The organism is Pseudomonas sp. MS01C9 (assembly GCF_058202755.1).
Window position 1 is genome coordinate 1,051,646 of the sequence record NZ_CM177073.1, and the last position, 16,245, is coordinate 1,067,890.

17 protein-coding genes and 1 pseudogene are annotated in these 16,245 nt (G+C 60.3%); 13 read left to right on the forward strand and 5 right to left on the reverse strand.

Going from position 1 to position 16,245, the window contains the following annotated elements; all coding sequences use genetic code 11:
• Nucleotides 1–32 precede the first annotated feature (32 nt).
• Nucleotides 33–1,127, reverse strand: a complete 1,095-nt coding sequence (gene apbC / locus AC1M7R_RS04940; protein WP_072394996.1) for an iron-sulfur cluster carrier protein ApbC — start codon at nucleotides 1,125–1,127, stop codon at nucleotides 33–35.
• Nucleotides 1,128–1,481: 354 nt separating this feature from the next.
• Here apbC and metG point away from each other — a divergent pair, with 354 nt between their 5' ends.
• From metG to AC1M7R_RS04980, 8 genes are all read left to right on the forward strand, one after another.
• Nucleotides 1,482–3,527 carry a methionine--tRNA ligase gene (gene metG, locus AC1M7R_RS04945; RefSeq protein ID WP_072431858.1) on the forward strand — a complete coding sequence of 682 codons (2,046 nt, stop codon included), beginning with the start codon at nucleotides 1,482–1,484 and terminating at the stop codon, nucleotides 3,525–3,527.
• Nucleotides 3,528–3,647: 120 nt separating this feature from the next.
• Nucleotides 3,648–4,220, forward strand: a complete 573-nt coding sequence (locus AC1M7R_RS04950; RefSeq protein ID WP_072395000.1) for an Rnf-Nqr domain containing protein — start codon at nucleotides 3,648–3,650, stop codon at nucleotides 4,218–4,220.
• Entirely contained in the window at nucleotides 4,217–5,233 is a 1,017-nt protein-coding gene (gene rsxB, locus AC1M7R_RS04955) for an electron transport complex subunit RsxB (RefSeq protein WP_092180377.1), read from the forward strand. Before AC1M7R_RS04950 ends, rsxB begins: the two co-directional genes overlap by 4 nt.
• A complete protein-coding gene (locus AC1M7R_RS04960) occupies nucleotides 5,220–6,206 on the forward strand; it encodes an RnfABCDGE type electron transport complex subunit D (protein ID WP_337349616.1) in 987 nt (328 codons plus the stop codon). The genes rsxB and AC1M7R_RS04960 overlap by 14 nt, the downstream gene beginning before the upstream one ends.
• A complete protein-coding gene (locus tag AC1M7R_RS04965; RefSeq protein WP_337349615.1) occupies nucleotides 6,203–6,811 on the forward strand; it encodes an RnfABCDGE type electron transport complex subunit G in 609 nt (202 codons plus the stop codon). The genes AC1M7R_RS04960 and AC1M7R_RS04965 overlap by 4 nt, the downstream gene beginning before the upstream one ends.
• On the forward strand, nucleotides 6,808–7,341 hold the full coding sequence (locus AC1M7R_RS04970; protein ID WP_337349614.1) for an Rnf-Nqr domain containing protein: 534 nt from the start codon (nucleotides 6,808–6,810) through the stop codon (nucleotides 7,339–7,341). Before AC1M7R_RS04965 ends, AC1M7R_RS04970 begins: the two co-directional genes overlap by 4 nt.
• Entirely contained in the window at nucleotides 7,338–7,976 is a 639-nt protein-coding gene (gene nth, locus AC1M7R_RS04975) for an endonuclease III (protein WP_072431862.1), read from the forward strand. The genes AC1M7R_RS04970 and nth overlap by 4 nt, the downstream gene beginning before the upstream one ends.
• A gap of 107 nt (nucleotides 7,977–8,083) precedes the next feature.
• Nucleotides 8,084–8,266 (forward strand): PA3496 family putative envelope integrity protein, encoded by a 183-nt coding sequence (locus AC1M7R_RS04980; protein ID WP_072395014.1) that lies wholly within the window; start codon nucleotides 8,084–8,086, stop codon nucleotides 8,264–8,266.
• Nucleotides 8,267–8,321: 55 nt separating this feature from the next.
• Here the strand turns inward: AC1M7R_RS04980 and AC1M7R_RS04985 are convergent, their stop codons facing one another.
• Entirely contained in the window at nucleotides 8,322–8,948 is a 627-nt protein-coding gene (locus AC1M7R_RS04985; RefSeq protein ID WP_072395016.1) for a response regulator transcription factor, read from the reverse strand.
• Nucleotides 8,949–9,423: 475 nt separating this feature from the next.
• On the opposite strand from AC1M7R_RS04985, the pseudogene AC1M7R_RS04990 reads away from it, so the two are divergent.
• Nucleotides 9,424–9,697: pseudogene (locus AC1M7R_RS04990) on the forward strand (hypothetical protein); the annotation flags it as partial.
• A 326-nt stretch (nucleotides 9,698–10,023) separates the two neighbouring features.
• Here the strand turns inward: AC1M7R_RS04990 and AC1M7R_RS04995 are convergent.
• The gene (locus tag AC1M7R_RS04995) at nucleotides 10,024–11,241 is read right to left on the reverse strand and encodes an argininosuccinate synthase (protein ID WP_072395020.1); all 1,218 of its coding nucleotides are present in this window, start codon (nucleotides 11,239–11,241) and stop codon (nucleotides 10,024–10,026) included.
• A 125-nt stretch (nucleotides 11,242–11,366) separates the two neighbouring features.
• Nucleotides 11,367–12,362, reverse strand: coding sequence for a flagellar protein MotY (locus AC1M7R_RS05000; RefSeq protein ID WP_072395022.1), 996 nt, complete (start codon nucleotides 12,360–12,362; stop codon nucleotides 11,367–11,369).
• Nucleotides 12,363–12,552: 190 nt separating this feature from the next.
• Here AC1M7R_RS05000 and pyrC point away from each other — a divergent pair, with 190 nt between their 5' ends.
• A complete protein-coding gene (gene pyrC / locus AC1M7R_RS05005; protein WP_490610271.1) occupies nucleotides 12,553–13,599 on the forward strand; it encodes a dihydroorotase in 1,047 nt (348 codons plus the stop codon).
• Nucleotides 13,596–14,273 (forward strand): ribonuclease T, encoded by a 678-nt coding sequence (gene rnt / locus AC1M7R_RS05010; RefSeq protein ID WP_072395027.1) that lies wholly within the window; start codon nucleotides 13,596–13,598, stop codon nucleotides 14,271–14,273. Before pyrC ends, rnt begins: the two co-directional genes overlap by 4 nt.
• Before the next feature lie 102 nt (nucleotides 14,274–14,375).
• Here the strand turns inward: rnt and AC1M7R_RS05015 are convergent, their stop codons facing one another.
• Nucleotides 14,376–14,978 (reverse strand): peroxiredoxin, encoded by a 603-nt coding sequence (locus AC1M7R_RS05015; protein WP_072395029.1) that lies wholly within the window; start codon nucleotides 14,976–14,978, stop codon nucleotides 14,376–14,378.
• Between the two features lie 296 nt (nucleotides 14,979–15,274).
• On the opposite strand from AC1M7R_RS05015, the gene AC1M7R_RS05020 reads away from it, so the two are divergent.
• Nucleotides 15,275–15,493, forward strand: coding sequence for a bacterioferritin-associated ferredoxin (locus tag AC1M7R_RS05020; RefSeq protein WP_003178704.1), 219 nt, complete (start codon nucleotides 15,275–15,277; stop codon nucleotides 15,491–15,493).
• Nucleotides 15,494–15,692: 199 nt separating this feature from the next.
• Nucleotides 15,693–16,166, forward strand: a complete 474-nt coding sequence (bfr, locus tag AC1M7R_RS05025; RefSeq protein ID WP_072395031.1) for a bacterioferritin — start codon at nucleotides 15,693–15,695, stop codon at nucleotides 16,164–16,166.
• The last annotated feature ends 79 nt before the right edge of the window (nucleotides 16,167–16,245 follow it).

The window sequence follows — 16,245 nt, forward strand, 5'->3', positions numbered from 1 at the left end:
GCTTGCCCGCTTCCACGAGGGTCGGCGTGAGATCAGTCGTCGCTGACGGTAATGTTCGGCATCGACGGCATCGCCGCTTCCTGCAGGACGATCCGCGCGCCCACGTGACGGGCCAGTTCCTGGTAGACCATGGCGATCTGGCTTTCCGGCTCGGCAATGACAGTCGGCTTGCCACCATCGGATTGTTCGCGGATCAGCATGGACAGCGGCAACGAAGCCAACAGCTCGACGCCGTACTGGTTCGCCAGTTTCTCGCCGCCACCTTCGCCGAACAGATGTTCCGCATGCCCGCAGTTCGAACAGATGTGCACGGCCATGTTCTCCACCACGCCCAGCACCGGGATGTTCACCTTGCGGAACATCTCCACCCCCTTGCGGGCGTCCAGCAGTGCCAGGTCCTGTGGGGTGGTGACGATCACCGCACCGGCCACCGGGACTTTCTGTGCAAGGGTCAGCTGGATATCGCCAGTGCCGGGCGGCATGTCGATCACCAGGTAGTCCAGGTCGCCCCAGGCGGTCTGCGTCACCAGTTGCAGCAAGGCACCGGACACCATCGGTCCGCGCCAGACCATCGGCGTGTTGTCGTCGGTGAGGAACGCCATGGACATGACTTCCACGCCGTGGGACTGGATCGGTACGAACCATTTCTGGTCCTTGACCTGCGGCCGGGTGCCCTCGGCAATGCCGAACATGATGCCCTGGCTCGGTCCATAGATGTCCGCATCCAGCATGCCGACCTTCGCCCCTTCCCGGGCGAGGGCCAGGGCCAGGTTGGCGGCGGTGGTGGATTTGCCCACACCGCCCTTGCCCGAGGCCACGGCAATGACATTCTTGACGTTCGCCAGACCAGGAACCTGCGCCTGGGCCTTGTGGGGGGCGATCACACTGGTGATTTCGACCTTGGCGCTCGTCACCCCGTCCAGGGCCTCGATCGCCATCTGCAGCATCTGCGCCCAACCGCCCTTGAACAGGTCGGCGGCATAGCCGATCTCCAATCGAACGTTGACGCGATCGCCTTGCACGTCGATATCGCGCACACATCCGGCGCTGACCGGATCCTGGTTCAGGTAGGGGTCGGTGTATTGGCGAAGGACGGCTTCCACCGTTGCGCAATTGACGGCGCTCATGGGCAACTCCGATAGCAGGACTTGAAAACAGGCCGCTATCCTACGCCCCACGCTTGCGCGTGGCGACCCGATTACAACAGGGCGAACACCTTTTGTGGCGAGGGATTCATCCCCGCCGGGTTGCGAAGCGCCCCAGAACCTCGCGCCCGGGTTGGTCTGGTTCGACTGTTTTTGCGACTGCTGCGCAGTCCAGCGGGGCGGTGCGATGTTTCGCTCGATCCATTCACCACAGATCGTGGCCCGGCGCCCTTCACCGCGCCCAATCGATGCATGCGGAAACAGGCCGGTGGGGTGAAATATATTTCCCAGCGCTTTATAGTGGCCGACCTCCGTTTCATCAAGTAGCCGAGCCCCATGTCCGAGCCACGCAAGATCCTCGTCACCAGTGCCCTGCCCTATGCCAATGGTTCGATTCACCTCGGCCATATGCTGGAGTACATCCAGACCGATATGTGGGTGCGCTTCCAGAAGCATCGCGGCAACCAATGCATCTATGTCTGCGCCGACGACGCCCACGGTTCGGCCATCATGTTGCGCGCGGAAAAGGAAGGCATCACCCCGGAACAACTGATCGCCAATGTCCAGGCTGAACACAGCGCCGACTTTGCCGACTTCCTGGTGGACTTCGATAACTTCCACTCCACTCACGCCGAAGAAAACCGTGAGCTGTCGAGCCTGATCTACCTGAAGCTGCGTGACGCCGGGCACATCGCCACGCGCTCGATCACCCAGTATTTCGACCCGGAAAAGAAAATGTTCCTGGCCGACCGCTTCATCAAGGGCACCTGCCCGAAATGCGGCACCGAAGACCAGTACGGCGACAACTGCGAGAAATGCGGCGCGACCTACGCACCGACCGACCTGAAGGACCCCAAGTCGGCGATTTCCGGTGCCACGCCAGTGCTCAAGGACTCCGAGCATTTCTTCTTCAAGCTGCCGGACTTCCAGCAGATGCTGCAGGCCTGGACCCGCAGCGGCACCCTGCAGGATGCCGTCGCCAACAAGCTCTCCGAGTGGCTCGACGCCGGCCTGCAGCAGTGGGACATCTCCCGCGACGCCCCGTATTTCGGTTTCGAGATCCCTGGCGAACCCGGCAAGTACTTCTACGTGTGGCTGGATGCGCCCATCGGCTACATGGCCAGCTTCAAGAACCTTTGCGACCGCACGCCGGAGCTGGACTTCGACGCGTTCTGGGGCAAGGACTCCACTGCCGAGCTGTACCATTTCATCGGCAAGGACATCGTCAATTTCCATGCACTGTTCTGGCCCGCGATGCTCGAAGGCGCCGGTTTCCGCAAGCCGACCGGCATCAACGTCCACGGCTACCTGACCGTCAACGGCCAGAAGATGTCCAAGTCCCGCGGTACCTTCATCAAGGCACGGACCTACCTGGACCACCTGTCCCCGGAATACCTGCGCTACTACTACGCGGCCAAGCTGGGCCGCGGCGTCGACGACCTGGACCTGAACCTCGAGGACTTCGTGCAGAAGGTCAACTCCGACCTGGTGGGCAAGGTCGTCAACATTGCCAGCCGTTGCGCCGGGTTCATCCACAAGGGTAACGCCGGGGTCCTGGTGGCCGGCAATGCCGCGCCGGAACTGACCGACGCCTTCCTGGCCGCCGCACCGAGCATCGCCGAGGCCTACGAGACCCGCGACTTTGCCCGGGCGATGCGTGAAATCATGGCCCTGGCCGACCGTGCCAATGCCTGGATCGCCGACAAGGCGCCCTGGTCGCTGAACAAGCAGGAAGGCAAGCAGGATGAAGTCCAGGCCATCTGTGCCCTGGGCGTCAACCTGTTCCGCCAGCTGGTGATCTTCCTCAAGCCGGTGCTGCCGCTGCTGGCCGCCGATGCCGAAGCGTTCCTCAACGTGGCACCGCTGACCTGGGACGACCACCAGACCTTGCTGAGCAACCATCAACTGAACGAATTCAAGCCGCTGATGACCCGTATCGAAGCCGCCAAGGTGCAAGCCATGACCGACGCCTCCAAGGAAGACCTGGTCGCCAGCCAAACCGACACCGGCGCTCCTGCCGGCAACGGCGAACTGGCCAAGGACCCGCTGTCGCCGGAAATCGATTTCGATACCTTTGCCGCCGTCGACCTGCGCGTCGCGTTGATCCTCAAGGCAGAGGCCGTGGAGGGTGCGGATAAACTGCTGCGCCTGACCCTGGACATCGGCGACGAGCAACGCAACGTATTCTCCGGCATCAAGAGCGCCTATCCGGACCCGGCCAAGCTCGAAGGCCGGCTGACGATGATGATCGCCAACCTCAAGCCGCGCAAAATGCGCTTCGGCATCTCTGAAGGCATGGTGATGGCGGCAGGCCCGGGGGGTGAGGAGATCTACCTGTTGAGCCCCGACAGCGGCGCCAAGCCGGGTCAGAGGATCAAGTAAACGCGACTGCGTGCTGCACTGATCCCACAGCCGCCCTGCTGGCGGCTGTGGGATTTTCGTATCTGGCCGCGCGCCAGATAATGCCTAATCTTGTAACAGGTTCCTTGCTGTCCACACGCCATGTCAGACGTCTTCCTCACACTGCTGGGCACCGCCCTGATCAGCAACCTGGTGCTGCATTGGCCGCTGGGCGTCGATCCGATGCTGGCGGTGGACGGGAGGAGGCAGGTGCATGCCCTGGGCCTGGCGTCGGCCTGCCTGATGCTGGTGGTCGGCACCCTGGGCTACCTGGTCGATCGCTGGCTGCTGGTCCCGGCAAGCCTGACATCGTTGCGCCTGTTTGCCTGGCTGCCCTTGAGCGTGCTGCTGATCGGACCACTGCTGCGTCTGCTGGCGACTTGGCTGCCGGCATGGTCTTTCGAGGGGTTGTGGCCGCTGCTGCTCGGCAATGCCGGCATACTGGGGGTCACGCTGCTCAACAGCCAGGCCGACCAGGGACTGGTCCACGCCATCGCCCTGAGCCTGGGCGCCGGGCTGGGTTTCTGGCTGGTGTCGAGCCTGTTCGATGATTTGCGCCGGCGCACGGTCGACAATGACATTCCCCAGCCCTTTCGTGGCCTGCCGATCCAGCTGATTGGAGCCGGGCTGATGGCGGTGGCATTTCTTGGATTGCGCGGGCTGGTCAAGACATGAACCTGATTCAACGTATCGACGCCCTGCTGCCACAGACCCAATGTGGCAAGTGCGGCCATCCGGGTTGCAAGCCCTACGCCGAAGGCATCGCCGCGGGCGAGCCGATCAACAAATGCCCGCCCGGCGGAAGCGAAACCATCGCGGCCCTGGCCGACCTGATGAAGGTGCCAGTACTGGAACTGGACACCAGCCGGGGCTCGGCGCCGCCCCAGGTCGCCTTCATCATCGAAAACGAGTGCATCGGCTGCACCAAATGCATCCAGGCCTGCCCGGTCGATGCGATTGTCGGTGCGCCCAAGCTGATGCATACGGTCATCGTCGAGCTGTGCACCGGCTGTGACCTTTGTGTCGCGCCCTGCCCCGTCGACTGCATCGAAATGAAACCCTTGCCGGCTTCGACAGTGCCCGTGGTCGGTGACCTGGCCTCCAGCGCAGAAGAACGACTGGCACGAACCGCCAAGCGCGATCACGCACGGCGGCGCTTCGAACAGCGCAATGCGCGTCTGCGGCGCGACGAAGAGCAGCGCCAGGCCGAGCGCCTGGCCCGCACCCAGCGCACCCAGCCAGCCCAGAGCCAGCCCCTTGATCCCGTACAGGCCGCCTTGGAGCGGGTGCGCGCGCAAAAGGCCGCCAATGCCGACGCAGCGCTGAAAAAGGCCAAGGTCGACCTGGCCATGAGCCGGGCGCAACTGAATAAGTCCTTGAAAGCGTTCGGCCATCCACCGACTTTCGAACAGCAGTCGCAACTGATCCAGCTGCAACGCCAGTTCGAAGCGGCGCAACAGGCCCTGGCGCAGTTGGAAAGCGCTGCACCACGCGCCACGCCAGCACCAGCACCAGCACCAGCACCAGCGCAGGATGCCGAGCTGAAACGGGCGAAGATTCAATTGGCGATGCGTCGGGCCGAACTCGGCAAGGGCCGGGCCGCCGCCGTCCCGGACCAGGAGCTGCGGGCGCTGGAGCAAGCGGTGAAGGACGCCGAATACCAGGTGGACGCTCATGCCCGGTCCTGACGCCTCGCAGGGTGCGCTGCGGCAGGCGATGAGACGCGTGCTGCTGGCGACCCTGCCCGGTGTGTTGGCCTTGATGTGGGTGTATGGCTGGGGTATCGCATTCAACCTGCTGCTGTCCGGGCTCACCGCTCTGGCGGTCGAGGCCCTGGTCCTGCGCTTGCGACATCGGCCCCTCAGACCCGAACTGGACGATGGCAGCGCGCTGGTCAGCGCCACGCTGCTGGCGTTGGCCCTGCCGGCGTATTGCCCCTGGTGGCTGACCGTTTCCGCAGCCGCCTGCGCCCTGTTGTTCGGCAAGCACCTGTGGGGGGGCGTCGGCAACAATCCTTTCAATCCGGCCATGCTTGGATACGCCCTGGTGCTGGTGGCGTTTCCTTCCCACATGAGCCAATGGCCGGCTCCCCACAGCGTTGATTTGCTCGAAGGCCTGCAACAGGTCTTCGGCCTTCATCCACCAGCCGATGCCTGGGCCGGTGCGACAGCGTTGGACAGCCTGCGTATCAACACCACCCTGACCATCGACGAACTGTTCGCCAGCCATCCGGCCTTCGGACGCTTCGGTGGCAAAGGTATCGAATGGGTCAACCTGGCCTTCCTGGCGGGCGGCCTGTTTCTGCTGCAACAACGTGTGTTCAGCTGGCATGCACCGGTAGGCATGCTGGCCAGCCTGTTCATCGTCAGCCTGTTGTGCTGGAACGGTTCGGGCTCGGATTCCCATGGCTCGCCGCTGTTCCACCTGCTCACCGGCGCAACTCTGCTGGGTGCGTTTTTTATCGTGACCGAACCCATCTCGGGCGCCAAGGCTCCGCTTGCGCGCCTGCTGTTCGGCGCAGGCGTCGGGCTGCTGGTCTATCTGATCCGCACCTGGGGCGGTTACCCCGACGGCGTGGCGTTTGCGGTACTGCTGATGAATCTCGGCGTGCCGGCGCTGGACCGTTTCGCCGAGGCACGACAAGGGCGGCAGGCGACATGAGCAATCCTGGCGGTGTTGCGACCCTGATACTGCTGACCGGCCTGGGCGTTGGGGCTGCCTATCTCACGCAGATCGGCACCGCCGAGCACATCGAGGCCCGGCAACAGGCCGACGCCAACAGAACCCTGCTCGATGTACTGCCGGCCGACCTGTACGACAACCAGCCATTGGCGCAGCCGATCGTGACGGAGCCCGTGCCTCTGGCCCACAGCACCCTGCTGGGCGGCTATCTCGCGACACGTTCCGGCCAGCCATCGGCCATCCTGCTACGGACTCAGGCCCTGGGTTATGAAGGCACCATCGAGTTGTTGATCGCCATCGACCCGCTGGGTCGGCTGCTGGGCGTGAAAACCCTGCGACAGTCCGAAACACCCGGCCTGGGCGCGACGATTGCCGATTGGCCCAATGCCTGGCTGCAGGCTTTCAGTGGCAAATCGCTCCAGACCAGCACCGACAGGGACTGGATGCTGAAAAAAGAACAAGGGCAGTTCGATCAATTGGCGGGCGCAACGGTGACGTCCCGGGCAGTCCTCCAGGCCGTGCACGACACCTTGCGCTACTTCGACGAGCACAAGGTTTCCTTGACCACAGGGGGGCGCCCATGACCCACTCATCGTTATTGACCCGTGGCCTGCTGCTCGTCCCACTGATCGGTGCGAGCCATTCATTGAACAACGCCTTGGGCCTATGGCTGGCATGGACGCTGATCAGCATTGGCCACGGCTTGGCCATGGGGCTTTTGCGGCCTCGCCTGACGATCCATCAACGACACCTGGCCTCCCTCATACTGGCTGCGGCCCTCACCGCTTGTGCCAACCTGGTCGCACAGGCCTGGGCGCCAGAATCATATCGACCGTCAAGCCTGTACATGGGCTGGATCGCCCTGAGCTGCGTGGTACTGGAACACGATCGCGTCTTCGTCGAATCACGCTGGCCTGGTCACGCCCAGCTGGCAGGACTGTTCGGCCTGTCGATGGTCGGCCTGGGAGTCCTGCGCGAACTGATCGGCCACGGCACGCCTCTGGCCCAACTGACCCCGGGCGGGTTCCTTTTGCTCGGCTTGCTGCTAGCGGCCCGCCAGGCCTGGAAACCTGCGAAAACCCCATCACCTCCCAAGGAAATGCCGCGCCCATGAACGCCGCAAAACGCCTGGAAATATTCCGTCGCTTTCATGAAGACAACCCGGAACCCAAGACTGAACTGGCCTATTCCTCGCCGTTCGAACTGTTGATCGCGGTAATCCTGTCGGCCCAATCCACCGATGTCGGCGTGAACAAGGCCACTGCCCGGCTGTTCCCGGTGGCCAATACTCCGGAAGCGATCTATGCCCTTGGCGTCGAGGGGTTGTCCGAATACATCAAGACCATCGGGCTGTACAACAGCAAGGCAAAGAACGTGATCGAAACCTGCCGCCTGCTGATCGAGCGTCACGGCAGTGTCGTGCCCCAGACCCGAGAAGCGCTGGAAGCCCTGCCAGGCGTCGGCCGCAAGACTGCCAACGTGGTGCTCAATACGGCGTTTCGCCAGTTGACCATGGCGGTCGATACCCACATTTTCCGGGTCAGTAACCGGACCGGATTGGCCCCCGGTAAAAACGTGGTGGAGGTCGAGAAGAAACTGATGAAGTTCGTGCCCAAGGAGTACCTTCTCGACTCCCATCACTGGCTGATTCTTCATGGACGCTACGTCTGCCTGGCCCGAAAGCCGCGCTGTGGCAGCTGCAGGATCGAGGACCTGTGCGAGTACAAGCACAAGACCTCTGACGATTGAAGCGCTATTGCTTTTATTGATCCTTCGATTGAAAAAATCTTTTTTACCCGCTCGTGGTTTATCGATATAAGGAGCGCCAAAGGCAGTCTTAGCCTGGAGTCGAACCCATGAGTACTGGTAAAGAACAACTGGATGTAGAAGACGATTTCATCACCGCTGAAGCCGAAGACGTCGAACCGGTGGTGGTGGAAGTGCCCAAGACCAACCTGAGCAAACGGCGCACCATCGATAACCTGCTGGAAGAGCGTCGCTTGCAGAAGCAATTGGCCGATTACGACTTTGACCTCTGACACGTAAAAGCCTCCCTGATGGAGGCTTTTTACTGAGTACGCGTCACCGCCTGCCTCACACCAACCCGTTACGTTGCGCCAGCTCGATCAGATCGACCAGCGAACGGGCATTGAGCTTGAGCAACAACCGGGTCTTGTAGGTACTGACGGTCTTGTTGCTCAAGAACATTCCATCTGCAATTTCCTTATTGGTTTTTCCACGCGCCAGTTGCTGCAGCACCATCATTTCCCGTCCTGACAGGCGGTCCACCATGTCCGACTCGCTGGCATTGCCAAGACTCGAGCGAACCGTATGCAATGCCTGGTTGGGAAAATAACTGTAGCCGGACAATACCGCCTTTATCGCACTCAATAATTCGGTAAGGTCCTGTTGCTTGCACACGTAACCGGCGGCGCCCGTCTGCATGCAACGCATGGAAAAATGCCCCGGCGATTGGGAGGTCAATACCAGCACTTTCAATGGCGATGGGTTGGAGGTCAGTCGCGCGATAACCTCCAACCCATCCAGTTTCGGAATACCGATATCCAAGATAACGATATCCGGTGACAGTTCCCGGGCAAGTTGTAACGCATCGACGCCATTATCCGTTTCGGCAACAACTTCATATCCATGACGCTCCATCAGCAAACGTACAGCAAGACGAATGACGGGATGATCATCCACGATCAGCACTTTATTCATGGGCAAATCCAACTTCGCTGTTCGAATTTTTAGAGCACGCACAATAGCCTAGTCATTTCTACCTTGGCATGCTGCCCCCCCTGACCGCTCACACCGAAAGACGCAACCTACAAGCAATACAGAAAATTCCTACAAATTAGCCTGGAAATAATGTGCCATGAATTTGTCCAGCAAGAGCAGAACGCTTTTCTGACAGCGTAGCAACCCCATGAACAGCACGGCTTTTACTTGTTAAAAGCACGTCGCCACACAGGAATTGAAGCCTTCCGCTCATAAAAAGTAACTGAATTATTTGCCAATAAAACAGCGCGCATTGCGCATCAAGACGCCTGGATTTATATAAGAAGACCAGCCAAAGTTAATCCAGAAAATACATCAGACACAGGTCTTCCAGTCACTCCCACATGAACTTCAAACCCAATAAAACTTCACTCAACATTCATTATCGAGCCCGAACAACATATGAGCATCCACCATGAACAAACCTCTGAAGACAATAACCAACCCGATGACCCTGATTGCCATATTTGCGACTTTATCCGAAACCTCCGCGGCCATTTCATTGCCGTTCCTGGATGACCAGGATCGAGAGTATTACCTGTGGTTCCTGATCAGCTTCCCCTTCTATCTACTATTGCTCTTCTTCGTGACGCTCAACTTCAACTATCGCTCGTTGTACTCTCCCTCGGACTTTCGCAAGAACAAGCACTTCGTCAAGACCATGGATGACGCAACCCGTAGACATAAACGCGTATTGCATCGCCCTCGCAAGGTCAGGGGTTGGCTGATACATCTGCATCGGGAAGGGCCCGCTCCACGACGAGGGGTCCTTTTCGTGTCCGGACTCCCGGAGCCTCTGTGCGAGGTCACTCGATCCAAAGGTCCCAAGCGGGCCGCAAGGCCCGGTGAAATCACTGTGTATATCATTTACAGCCGCGATGAGGCGCAGGTCCCCCTGGATGGGCCGGATGGGTAAGCGACACGAGGACCGTACCGCGACGAGAACGCGAGCAACCAGCAAGATATGGGCAAAAAAAAAGGCCTGCACATGGCAGGCCTCTTTTTTTGATCGGGATCAGAACAGCTTGCGACCCTTGTTCGCCGCAATGCGCATGCGCAGGGCGTTGAGCTTGATGAAGCCGGCCGCGTCGGCCTGGTTGTAGGCACCACCGTCTTCTTCGAACGTCGCGATATTGGCATCGAACAGCGAGTCGTCAGACTTGCGCCCGGTGACGATCACATTGCCCTTGTACAGCTTCAAGCGTACGACACCGTTCACGTTGACCTGGGAAGCGTCGATCATCTGCTGCAGCATCAGACGCTCCGGGCTCCACCAGTAGCCGGTGTAGATCAGGCTGGCATACTTGGCCATCAGCTCGTCCTTAAGATGAGCCACTTCGCGGTCCAGGGTAATCGATTCGATCGCCCGGTGAGCACGCAGCATGATGGTGCCGCCCGGGGTTTCGTAGCAACCACGGGACTTCATGCCCACGTAGCGGTTCTCGACGATATCGAGACGACCGATACCGTGTGCGCCACCGATACGGTTCAAGGTCGCCAGCACAGTGGCCGGGCTCATTTCCACGCCGTCCAGCGCGACGATGTCACCGTTGCGATAGGTCAGTTCCAGATACTGCGGGGTATCGGGTGCCTTTTCCGGGGAAACGGTCCAGCGCCACATGTCTTCTTCGTGTTCGGTCCAGGTGTCTTCCAGCACGCCGCCCTCATAGGAGATGTGCAGCAGGTTGGCATCCATCGAATACGGGGATTTCTTCTTGCCGTGGCGCTCGATCGGAATCCCGTGCTTCTCGGCGTAGTCCATCAGTTTTTCACGGGACAGCAAGTCCCACTCGCGCCATGGGGCGATGACTTTCACGCCAGGCTTGAGGGCATAGGCACCCAGTTCGAAACGTACCTGGTCGTTGCCTTTGCCGGTGGCGCCGTGGGAAATGGCGTCGGCACCGGTTTCGTTGGCGATTTCGATCAGGCGCTTGGCAATCAGCGGACGAGCAATGGAGGTACCCAGCAGGTACTCGCCTTCGTAGACGGTATTGGCGCGGAACATCGGGAACACGAAGTCGCGGACAAACTCTTCGCGCAGGTCATCGATGTAGATCTCTTTGACGCCCATGGCCTGAGCCTTGGCGCGTGCAGGTTCGACTTCTTCGCCCTGCCCCAGGTCAGCGGTGAAGGTCACCACTTCGCAGTTATAAGTGTCCTGCAGCCACTTGAGGATCACCGAAGTGTCCAGGCCGCCGGAATACGCCAGAACGACCTTGTTTACGTCCGCCATGCCATCACTCCACGGGTTGTACGGAAAGCCGTGAAGTCTAACGTCCGGCGCGGATAATTTACAGAGGCGCGACAGCTTATGACGACGAAGCGACAGATTATGTCGAGCGCGCGACGATCAGCCCTTCAGGATGTCCGCGCCGCCGTGGTCGCCACAGGCTTGCCTGGAGCCGAGGCAGGTGCCGGAGCGGGCGCAGGCGCCCTGGCCGGAGCCGCGGCGGGTGGTGACGGCGGGGTTGCCGGTTGCGGTGCCGGTGCCGGTGCTTCGGTGGGCTCGACACGCGACAACTGCACCACCACCCGACGGTTCCTGGCCCGGTTGGCCGCGTTGGTGTTCGCCACCAGGGGATAACGCTCGCCATGGAAACGCAAGGTGATCTGCGACTCCTGGAAACCATTGGCCTTGAAGAAGTCCATGACCGCCAATGCCCGGCGACGGGACAGTTCACGGTTGGTCAAACGGTTGCCGCTGTTATCGGAATGGCCATCCAGCTCGACGTGATTGACGCTCGGGTCAGCCTTGATGAAGTCGAGCATCACTTGCAACTGGGCCTTGGCCCGGGCGTCGAGTTCGATCCCTTCCCCAGGGAAGGCAATCTGGGTCTGCTTGATCTGCTCGAAGTTCTTGGGCAGCAGCTTCGCCACGCAGCCTTGATAGTCGTTGAAGGCCTTGCTGAAGCGCACGGGCAGCAGTCGCACCTCCGAGACCCGGCCATCCTCGGTATTGCGTCGCACCACCGGGCTGCGCCCCTCCATCAACCCGCTGATCAAACGGCCCGCCTGGACCTGGGAGCTGTTGAACAGCACATCGCCACTGCCGAGCCTGACCGAACCCAGGTTGATATCGCCTCGTCCCGGCTGCCACGGCGCCGCGGCGGCCAGCAAGGTCGCGGAGCCACCGCCGAGCATCGGGTTATAGGCCTTGAGCCGGAACGTCGCCTGCTCACCCGCGCGTCGCACGAACTCGCCACTGCCGAAATCGGTGATCGGCTGGCTCAGCCGACACTCGAACTTGTCGCCTTCGACCGTCCACTCAATGCTCTCCAGACGGGTCTGGAAAGTGAGCGCCATGGCGGGAAGGCTGGCAAACACACTGAGCAAGGCTAGATAACGCTGGCGCACGGGAGGCTCCACTGGCTTTATACAAAAATCGATACACGCCGAGGCGTGACGCCGGTCCGGGGCATTGTCCCGGATCAGGGACATACCTGAAGGGGCTATCGGTAACTTGCGGCAAAACTTGATAGCGGATGCCTGCAACAGTCTTTTCCGGTAGCATTCCCCAGAGTTTGACCCGCCTGGAAGCCCCTCAATGTCCGACCGCCTGACCCTGCTGCGTCCCGACGACTGGCATATTCATCTTCGCGATGGTGCTGTGTTGACCCATACCGTCGCCGATGTGGCGCGTACCTTCGGGCGCGCAATCATCATGCCCAACCTGGTTCCGCCTGTACGCAACGCCGCCGAGGCCGATGGTTATCGCCAGCGCATCCTGGCCGCGCGGCCGGCCGGCAGCCGCTTCGAACCGCTGATGGTGCTTTACCTCACCGACCGTACCCAGCCCGAGGAAATCCGCGACGCCAAGGCCAGCGGCTTCGTCCATGCCGCCAAGTTGTACCCGGCTGGCGCCACGACGAACTCGGATTCCGGCGTCACCAGCATCGACAGGATCTTCCCGGTGCTGGAGGCCATGGCCGAAGTCGGGATGCCGTTGCTGATCCACGGAGAAGTCACCCGCGGTGATGTCGACGTGTTCGATCGCGAGAAAATCTTCATCGACGAGCATATGCGCCGCGTCGTGGAGCGCTTCCCGACTCTCAAGGTGGTGTTCGAGCACATTACCACCGCCGATGCCGTGCAATTCGTCAAGGAAGCGCCGGCCAACGTCGGCGCCACCATCACGGCGCATCACCTGTTGTACAACCGCAACCACATGCTGGTAGGCGGGATCCGGCCGCATTTCTATTGCCTGCCGATCCTCAAGCGCAACACCCACCAGGAGGCCTTGCTCGACGCCGCCACCAGTGGCAGCGCCAAGTTTTTCCTCGGCACGGATTCGGCGCCCCACGCCCGTCACGCCAAGGAAGCCGCTTGCGGTTGCGCCGGCTGCTACACGGCCTACGCCGCCATCGAAATATATGCCGAGGCGTTCGAACAGCGTAATGCGCTGGACAGGCTCGAAGGCTTCGCCAGCCTCCACGGCCCTCGGTTCTATGGCCTGCCGGTGAACACCGATCGTATTACGCTGGTCCGCGACGAGTGGACCGCCCCCGCCAGCCTGCCCTTCGGCGAGCAGACTGTCATCCCGCTGCGCGCCGGTGAAAAACTGCGCTGGCGCCTGCTGGAGGAAACACCGTGAGTGAAGAGCATTTCGACGACGAACTGGACGGCAACGGTGGTTCTGGCGGCATCCGTCACCCCATGGCTGCACGGTTCCGGGGCTATCTGCCTGTCGTCGTTGACGTAGAGACCGGCGGTTTCAACTCCGCCACCGATGCGCTGCTGGAAATCGCCGCGACCACCATCGGCATGGACGAAAAAGGGTTCGTGTTCCCTGACCACACCTATTTCTTCCGTGTCGAACCGTTCGAAGGCGCCAACATCGAAGCGGCGGCCCTGGAGTTCACCGGGATCAAGCTCGACCATCCGTTGCGCATGGCGGTGAGCGAAGAGACAGCCCTGACCGACATCTTCCGTGGCGTCCGCAAGGCGCTCAAGGCCAATGGTTGCAAGCGCGCGATCCTGGTGGGTCATAACAGCAGCTTCGACCTGGGTTTCCTCAACGCAGCCGTTGCCCGCCTGGACATGAAGCGCAATCCGTTCCACCCGTTTTCCAGCTTCGACACTGCAACCCTGGCGGGCCTGGCATACGGCCAGACCGTCCTGGCCAAGGCCTGTCAGGCGGCCGACATCGATTTCGATGGTCGTGAGGCGCACTCGGCCCGCTACGACACCGAGAAGACCGCCGAGCTGTTCTGCGGCATCGTCAACCGGTGGAAAGAGCTGGGCGGCTGGCAGGATTTCGACGACTAGAGAGTAGAGTCAACCCAGCTCTGTGTTTCAGCCGATGATCCGGCTTGAAATACCCATAAAAAAACCGGCCACCAAGGGCCGGTTTTTTTATGCCTGATTCGCTTACAGCTTGTCGCCGTGCTCGCCCAGGTAGGCAGCAACACCTTCCGGGGAAGCGGTCATGCCTTTGTCGCCTTTCTTCCAGTTGGCCGGGCAGACTTCGCCGTGCTCTTCGTGGAATTGCAGAGCGTCGACCAGACGGATCAGCTCTTCCATGTTACGACCCAGCGGCAGGTCGTTGACGATCTGCGAACGGACCACGCCTTTGTCGTCGATCAGGAACGCGCCACGGAAAGCCACGCCGCCTTCGGACTCGACATCATAGGCCTTGGCGATTTCGTGCTTCATGTCGGCAGCCATGGTGTATTTCACCGGGCCGATGCCGCCGCCGTTGATCGGCGTGTTACGCCATGCGTTGTGAGTGAAGTGCGAGTCGATGGAAACAGCGATCACTTCCACGTTGCGAGCCTTGAAGTCGTCCATGCGGTGGTCCAGGGCGATCAGCTCGGATGGGCAGACGAAGGTGAAGTCCAGCGGGTAGAAGAACACCAGGCCGTATTTGCCTTTGATGGCCGACGACAGGGTGAAGCTGTCGACGATCTCGCCATTGCCCAGAACGGCAGGAACAGTGAAGTCAGGGGCTTGCTTGCCTACGAGTACGCTCATTGTATATCTCCTGGTGTAGTAACGTGAAAAACTCAGGTCCGCGCCAGCCTGCCACCCTCAGGCGACAGCCCTGTGACACGAACCCGCTTCGCAAGGACCGACCATCATACACCGCCCATTTGAGCTCTTCTCAACGGTTTTTGGTGATATCGAAAAATCGACAGCCCGACTTGGAAAGCCGTTCGTCAGCCCGGCATCTCTCTGGCCTGGAAGCGTCGAGAAACCACTTTGACAATCATTCTCGTTAACATTAAGATCCGTCTCACTTAAGCCACAACCCGCGACGGTTCTTACTTATGTATGTTTGCCTCTGCACTGGCGTCACCGACGGACAAATCCGCGAAGCGATCTATGAAGGTTGCTGCAGCTATCGTGAAGTCCGCCAGGCCACCGGCGTAGCCAGCCAATGCGGCAAATGCGCATGCCTGGCCAAGGAAGTGGTTCGTGAAACCCTCGCCAAAGTACAAACGGCCCAGGCATCGATCCCCTACCCTGTAGAATTTACCGCCGCGTAAACACCGCTTTCCAAGGAACCGGACTCAATGTCCGGTTTTTTTATGCCTGTAAATCAAACGCTTAGCTTCCAGACGCGGAACACAAACATTCTTATTCCGATTAATTTTCATTTATTATTCAATAACTTAGGTTTGACACCCGGAAATGCGCGGCTCAAACTCTGCCTCATACACAGCTATTTTACAGGCAGGCCTCACCATGAAAGGCGACATTACAGTCATCCAGCATCTCAACAAGATCCTTGCCAATGAGCTGGTCGCAATCAATCAATACTTCCTGCACGCACGCATGTATGAAGATTGGGGCCTGAACAAGCTGGGCAAGCACGAGTACCACGAGTCCATCGACGAGATGAAACACGCGGACAAGCTGATCAAGCGCATCCTGTTCCTTGAAGGCCTGCCCAACGTCCAGGACCTGGGCAAGCTGCACATCGGCGAACACACCCGCGAAATGCTCGAATGCGACCTGCGTATCGAACGCACCGGGCATGCCGACCTGAAGGCCGCCATCGCCCACTGCGAAAGCGTTGGCGACTTCGGCAGCCGCGAACTGCTTGAAGACATTCTCGAGTCCGAGGAAGAGCATATCGACTGGCTGGAAACCCAGCTGGGCCTGATCGACAAAGTGGGCCTGGAGAATTACCTGCAATCGCAGATGGGCGACGAATAACCTCCGGCAAACGCGAACCAACAAAAAGCCCCGCCCTCTTGTGAGAGGCGGGGCTTTTTGTTGCCGGGATTTCAGGCAG

Coding starts and splice junctions, on each gene's coding strand:
- apbC (WP_072394996.1), bottom strand. CDS start 1,127: ATGAGCGCCGTCAATTGCGCAACGGTGGAAGCCGTCCTTCGCCAATAC.
- metG (WP_072431858.1), top strand. CDS start 1,482: ATGTCCGAGCCACGCAAGATCCTCGTCACCAGTGCCCTGCCCTATGCC.
- AC1M7R_RS04950 (WP_072395000.1), top strand. CDS start 3,648: ATGTCAGACGTCTTCCTCACACTGCTGGGCACCGCCCTGATCAGCAAC.
- rsxB (WP_092180377.1), top strand. CDS start 4,217: ATGAACCTGATTCAACGTATCGACGCCCTGCTGCCACAGACCCAATGT.
- AC1M7R_RS04960 (WP_337349616.1), top strand. CDS start 5,220: ATGCCCGGTCCTGACGCCTCGCAGGGTGCGCTGCGGCAGGCGATGAGA.
- AC1M7R_RS04965 (WP_337349615.1), top strand. CDS start 6,203: ATGAGCAATCCTGGCGGTGTTGCGACCCTGATACTGCTGACCGGCCTG.
- AC1M7R_RS04970 (WP_337349614.1), top strand. CDS start 6,808: ATGACCCACTCATCGTTATTGACCCGTGGCCTGCTGCTCGTCCCACTG.
- nth (WP_072431862.1), top strand. CDS start 7,338: ATGAACGCCGCAAAACGCCTGGAAATATTCCGTCGCTTTCATGAAGAC.
- AC1M7R_RS04980 (WP_072395014.1), top strand. CDS start 8,084: ATGAGTACTGGTAAAGAACAACTGGATGTAGAAGACGATTTCATCACC.
- AC1M7R_RS04985 (WP_072395016.1), bottom strand. CDS start 8,948: ATGAATAAAGTGCTGATCGTGGATGATCATCCCGTCATTCGTCTTGCT.
- AC1M7R_RS04995 (WP_072395020.1), bottom strand. CDS start 11,241: ATGGCGGACGTAAACAAGGTCGTTCTGGCGTATTCCGGCGGCCTGGAC.
- pyrC (WP_490610271.1), top strand. CDS start 12,553: ATGTCCGACCGCCTGACCCTGCTGCGTCCCGACGACTGGCATATTCAT.
- AC1M7R_RS05015 (WP_072395029.1), bottom strand. CDS start 14,978: ATGAGCGTACTCGTAGGCAAGCAAGCCCCTGACTTCACTGTTCCTGCC.
- AC1M7R_RS05020 (WP_003178704.1), top strand. CDS start 15,275: ATGTATGTTTGCCTCTGCACTGGCGTCACCGACGGACAAATCCGCGAA.
- bfr (WP_072395031.1), top strand. CDS start 15,693: ATGAAAGGCGACATTACAGTCATCCAGCATCTCAACAAGATCCTTGCC.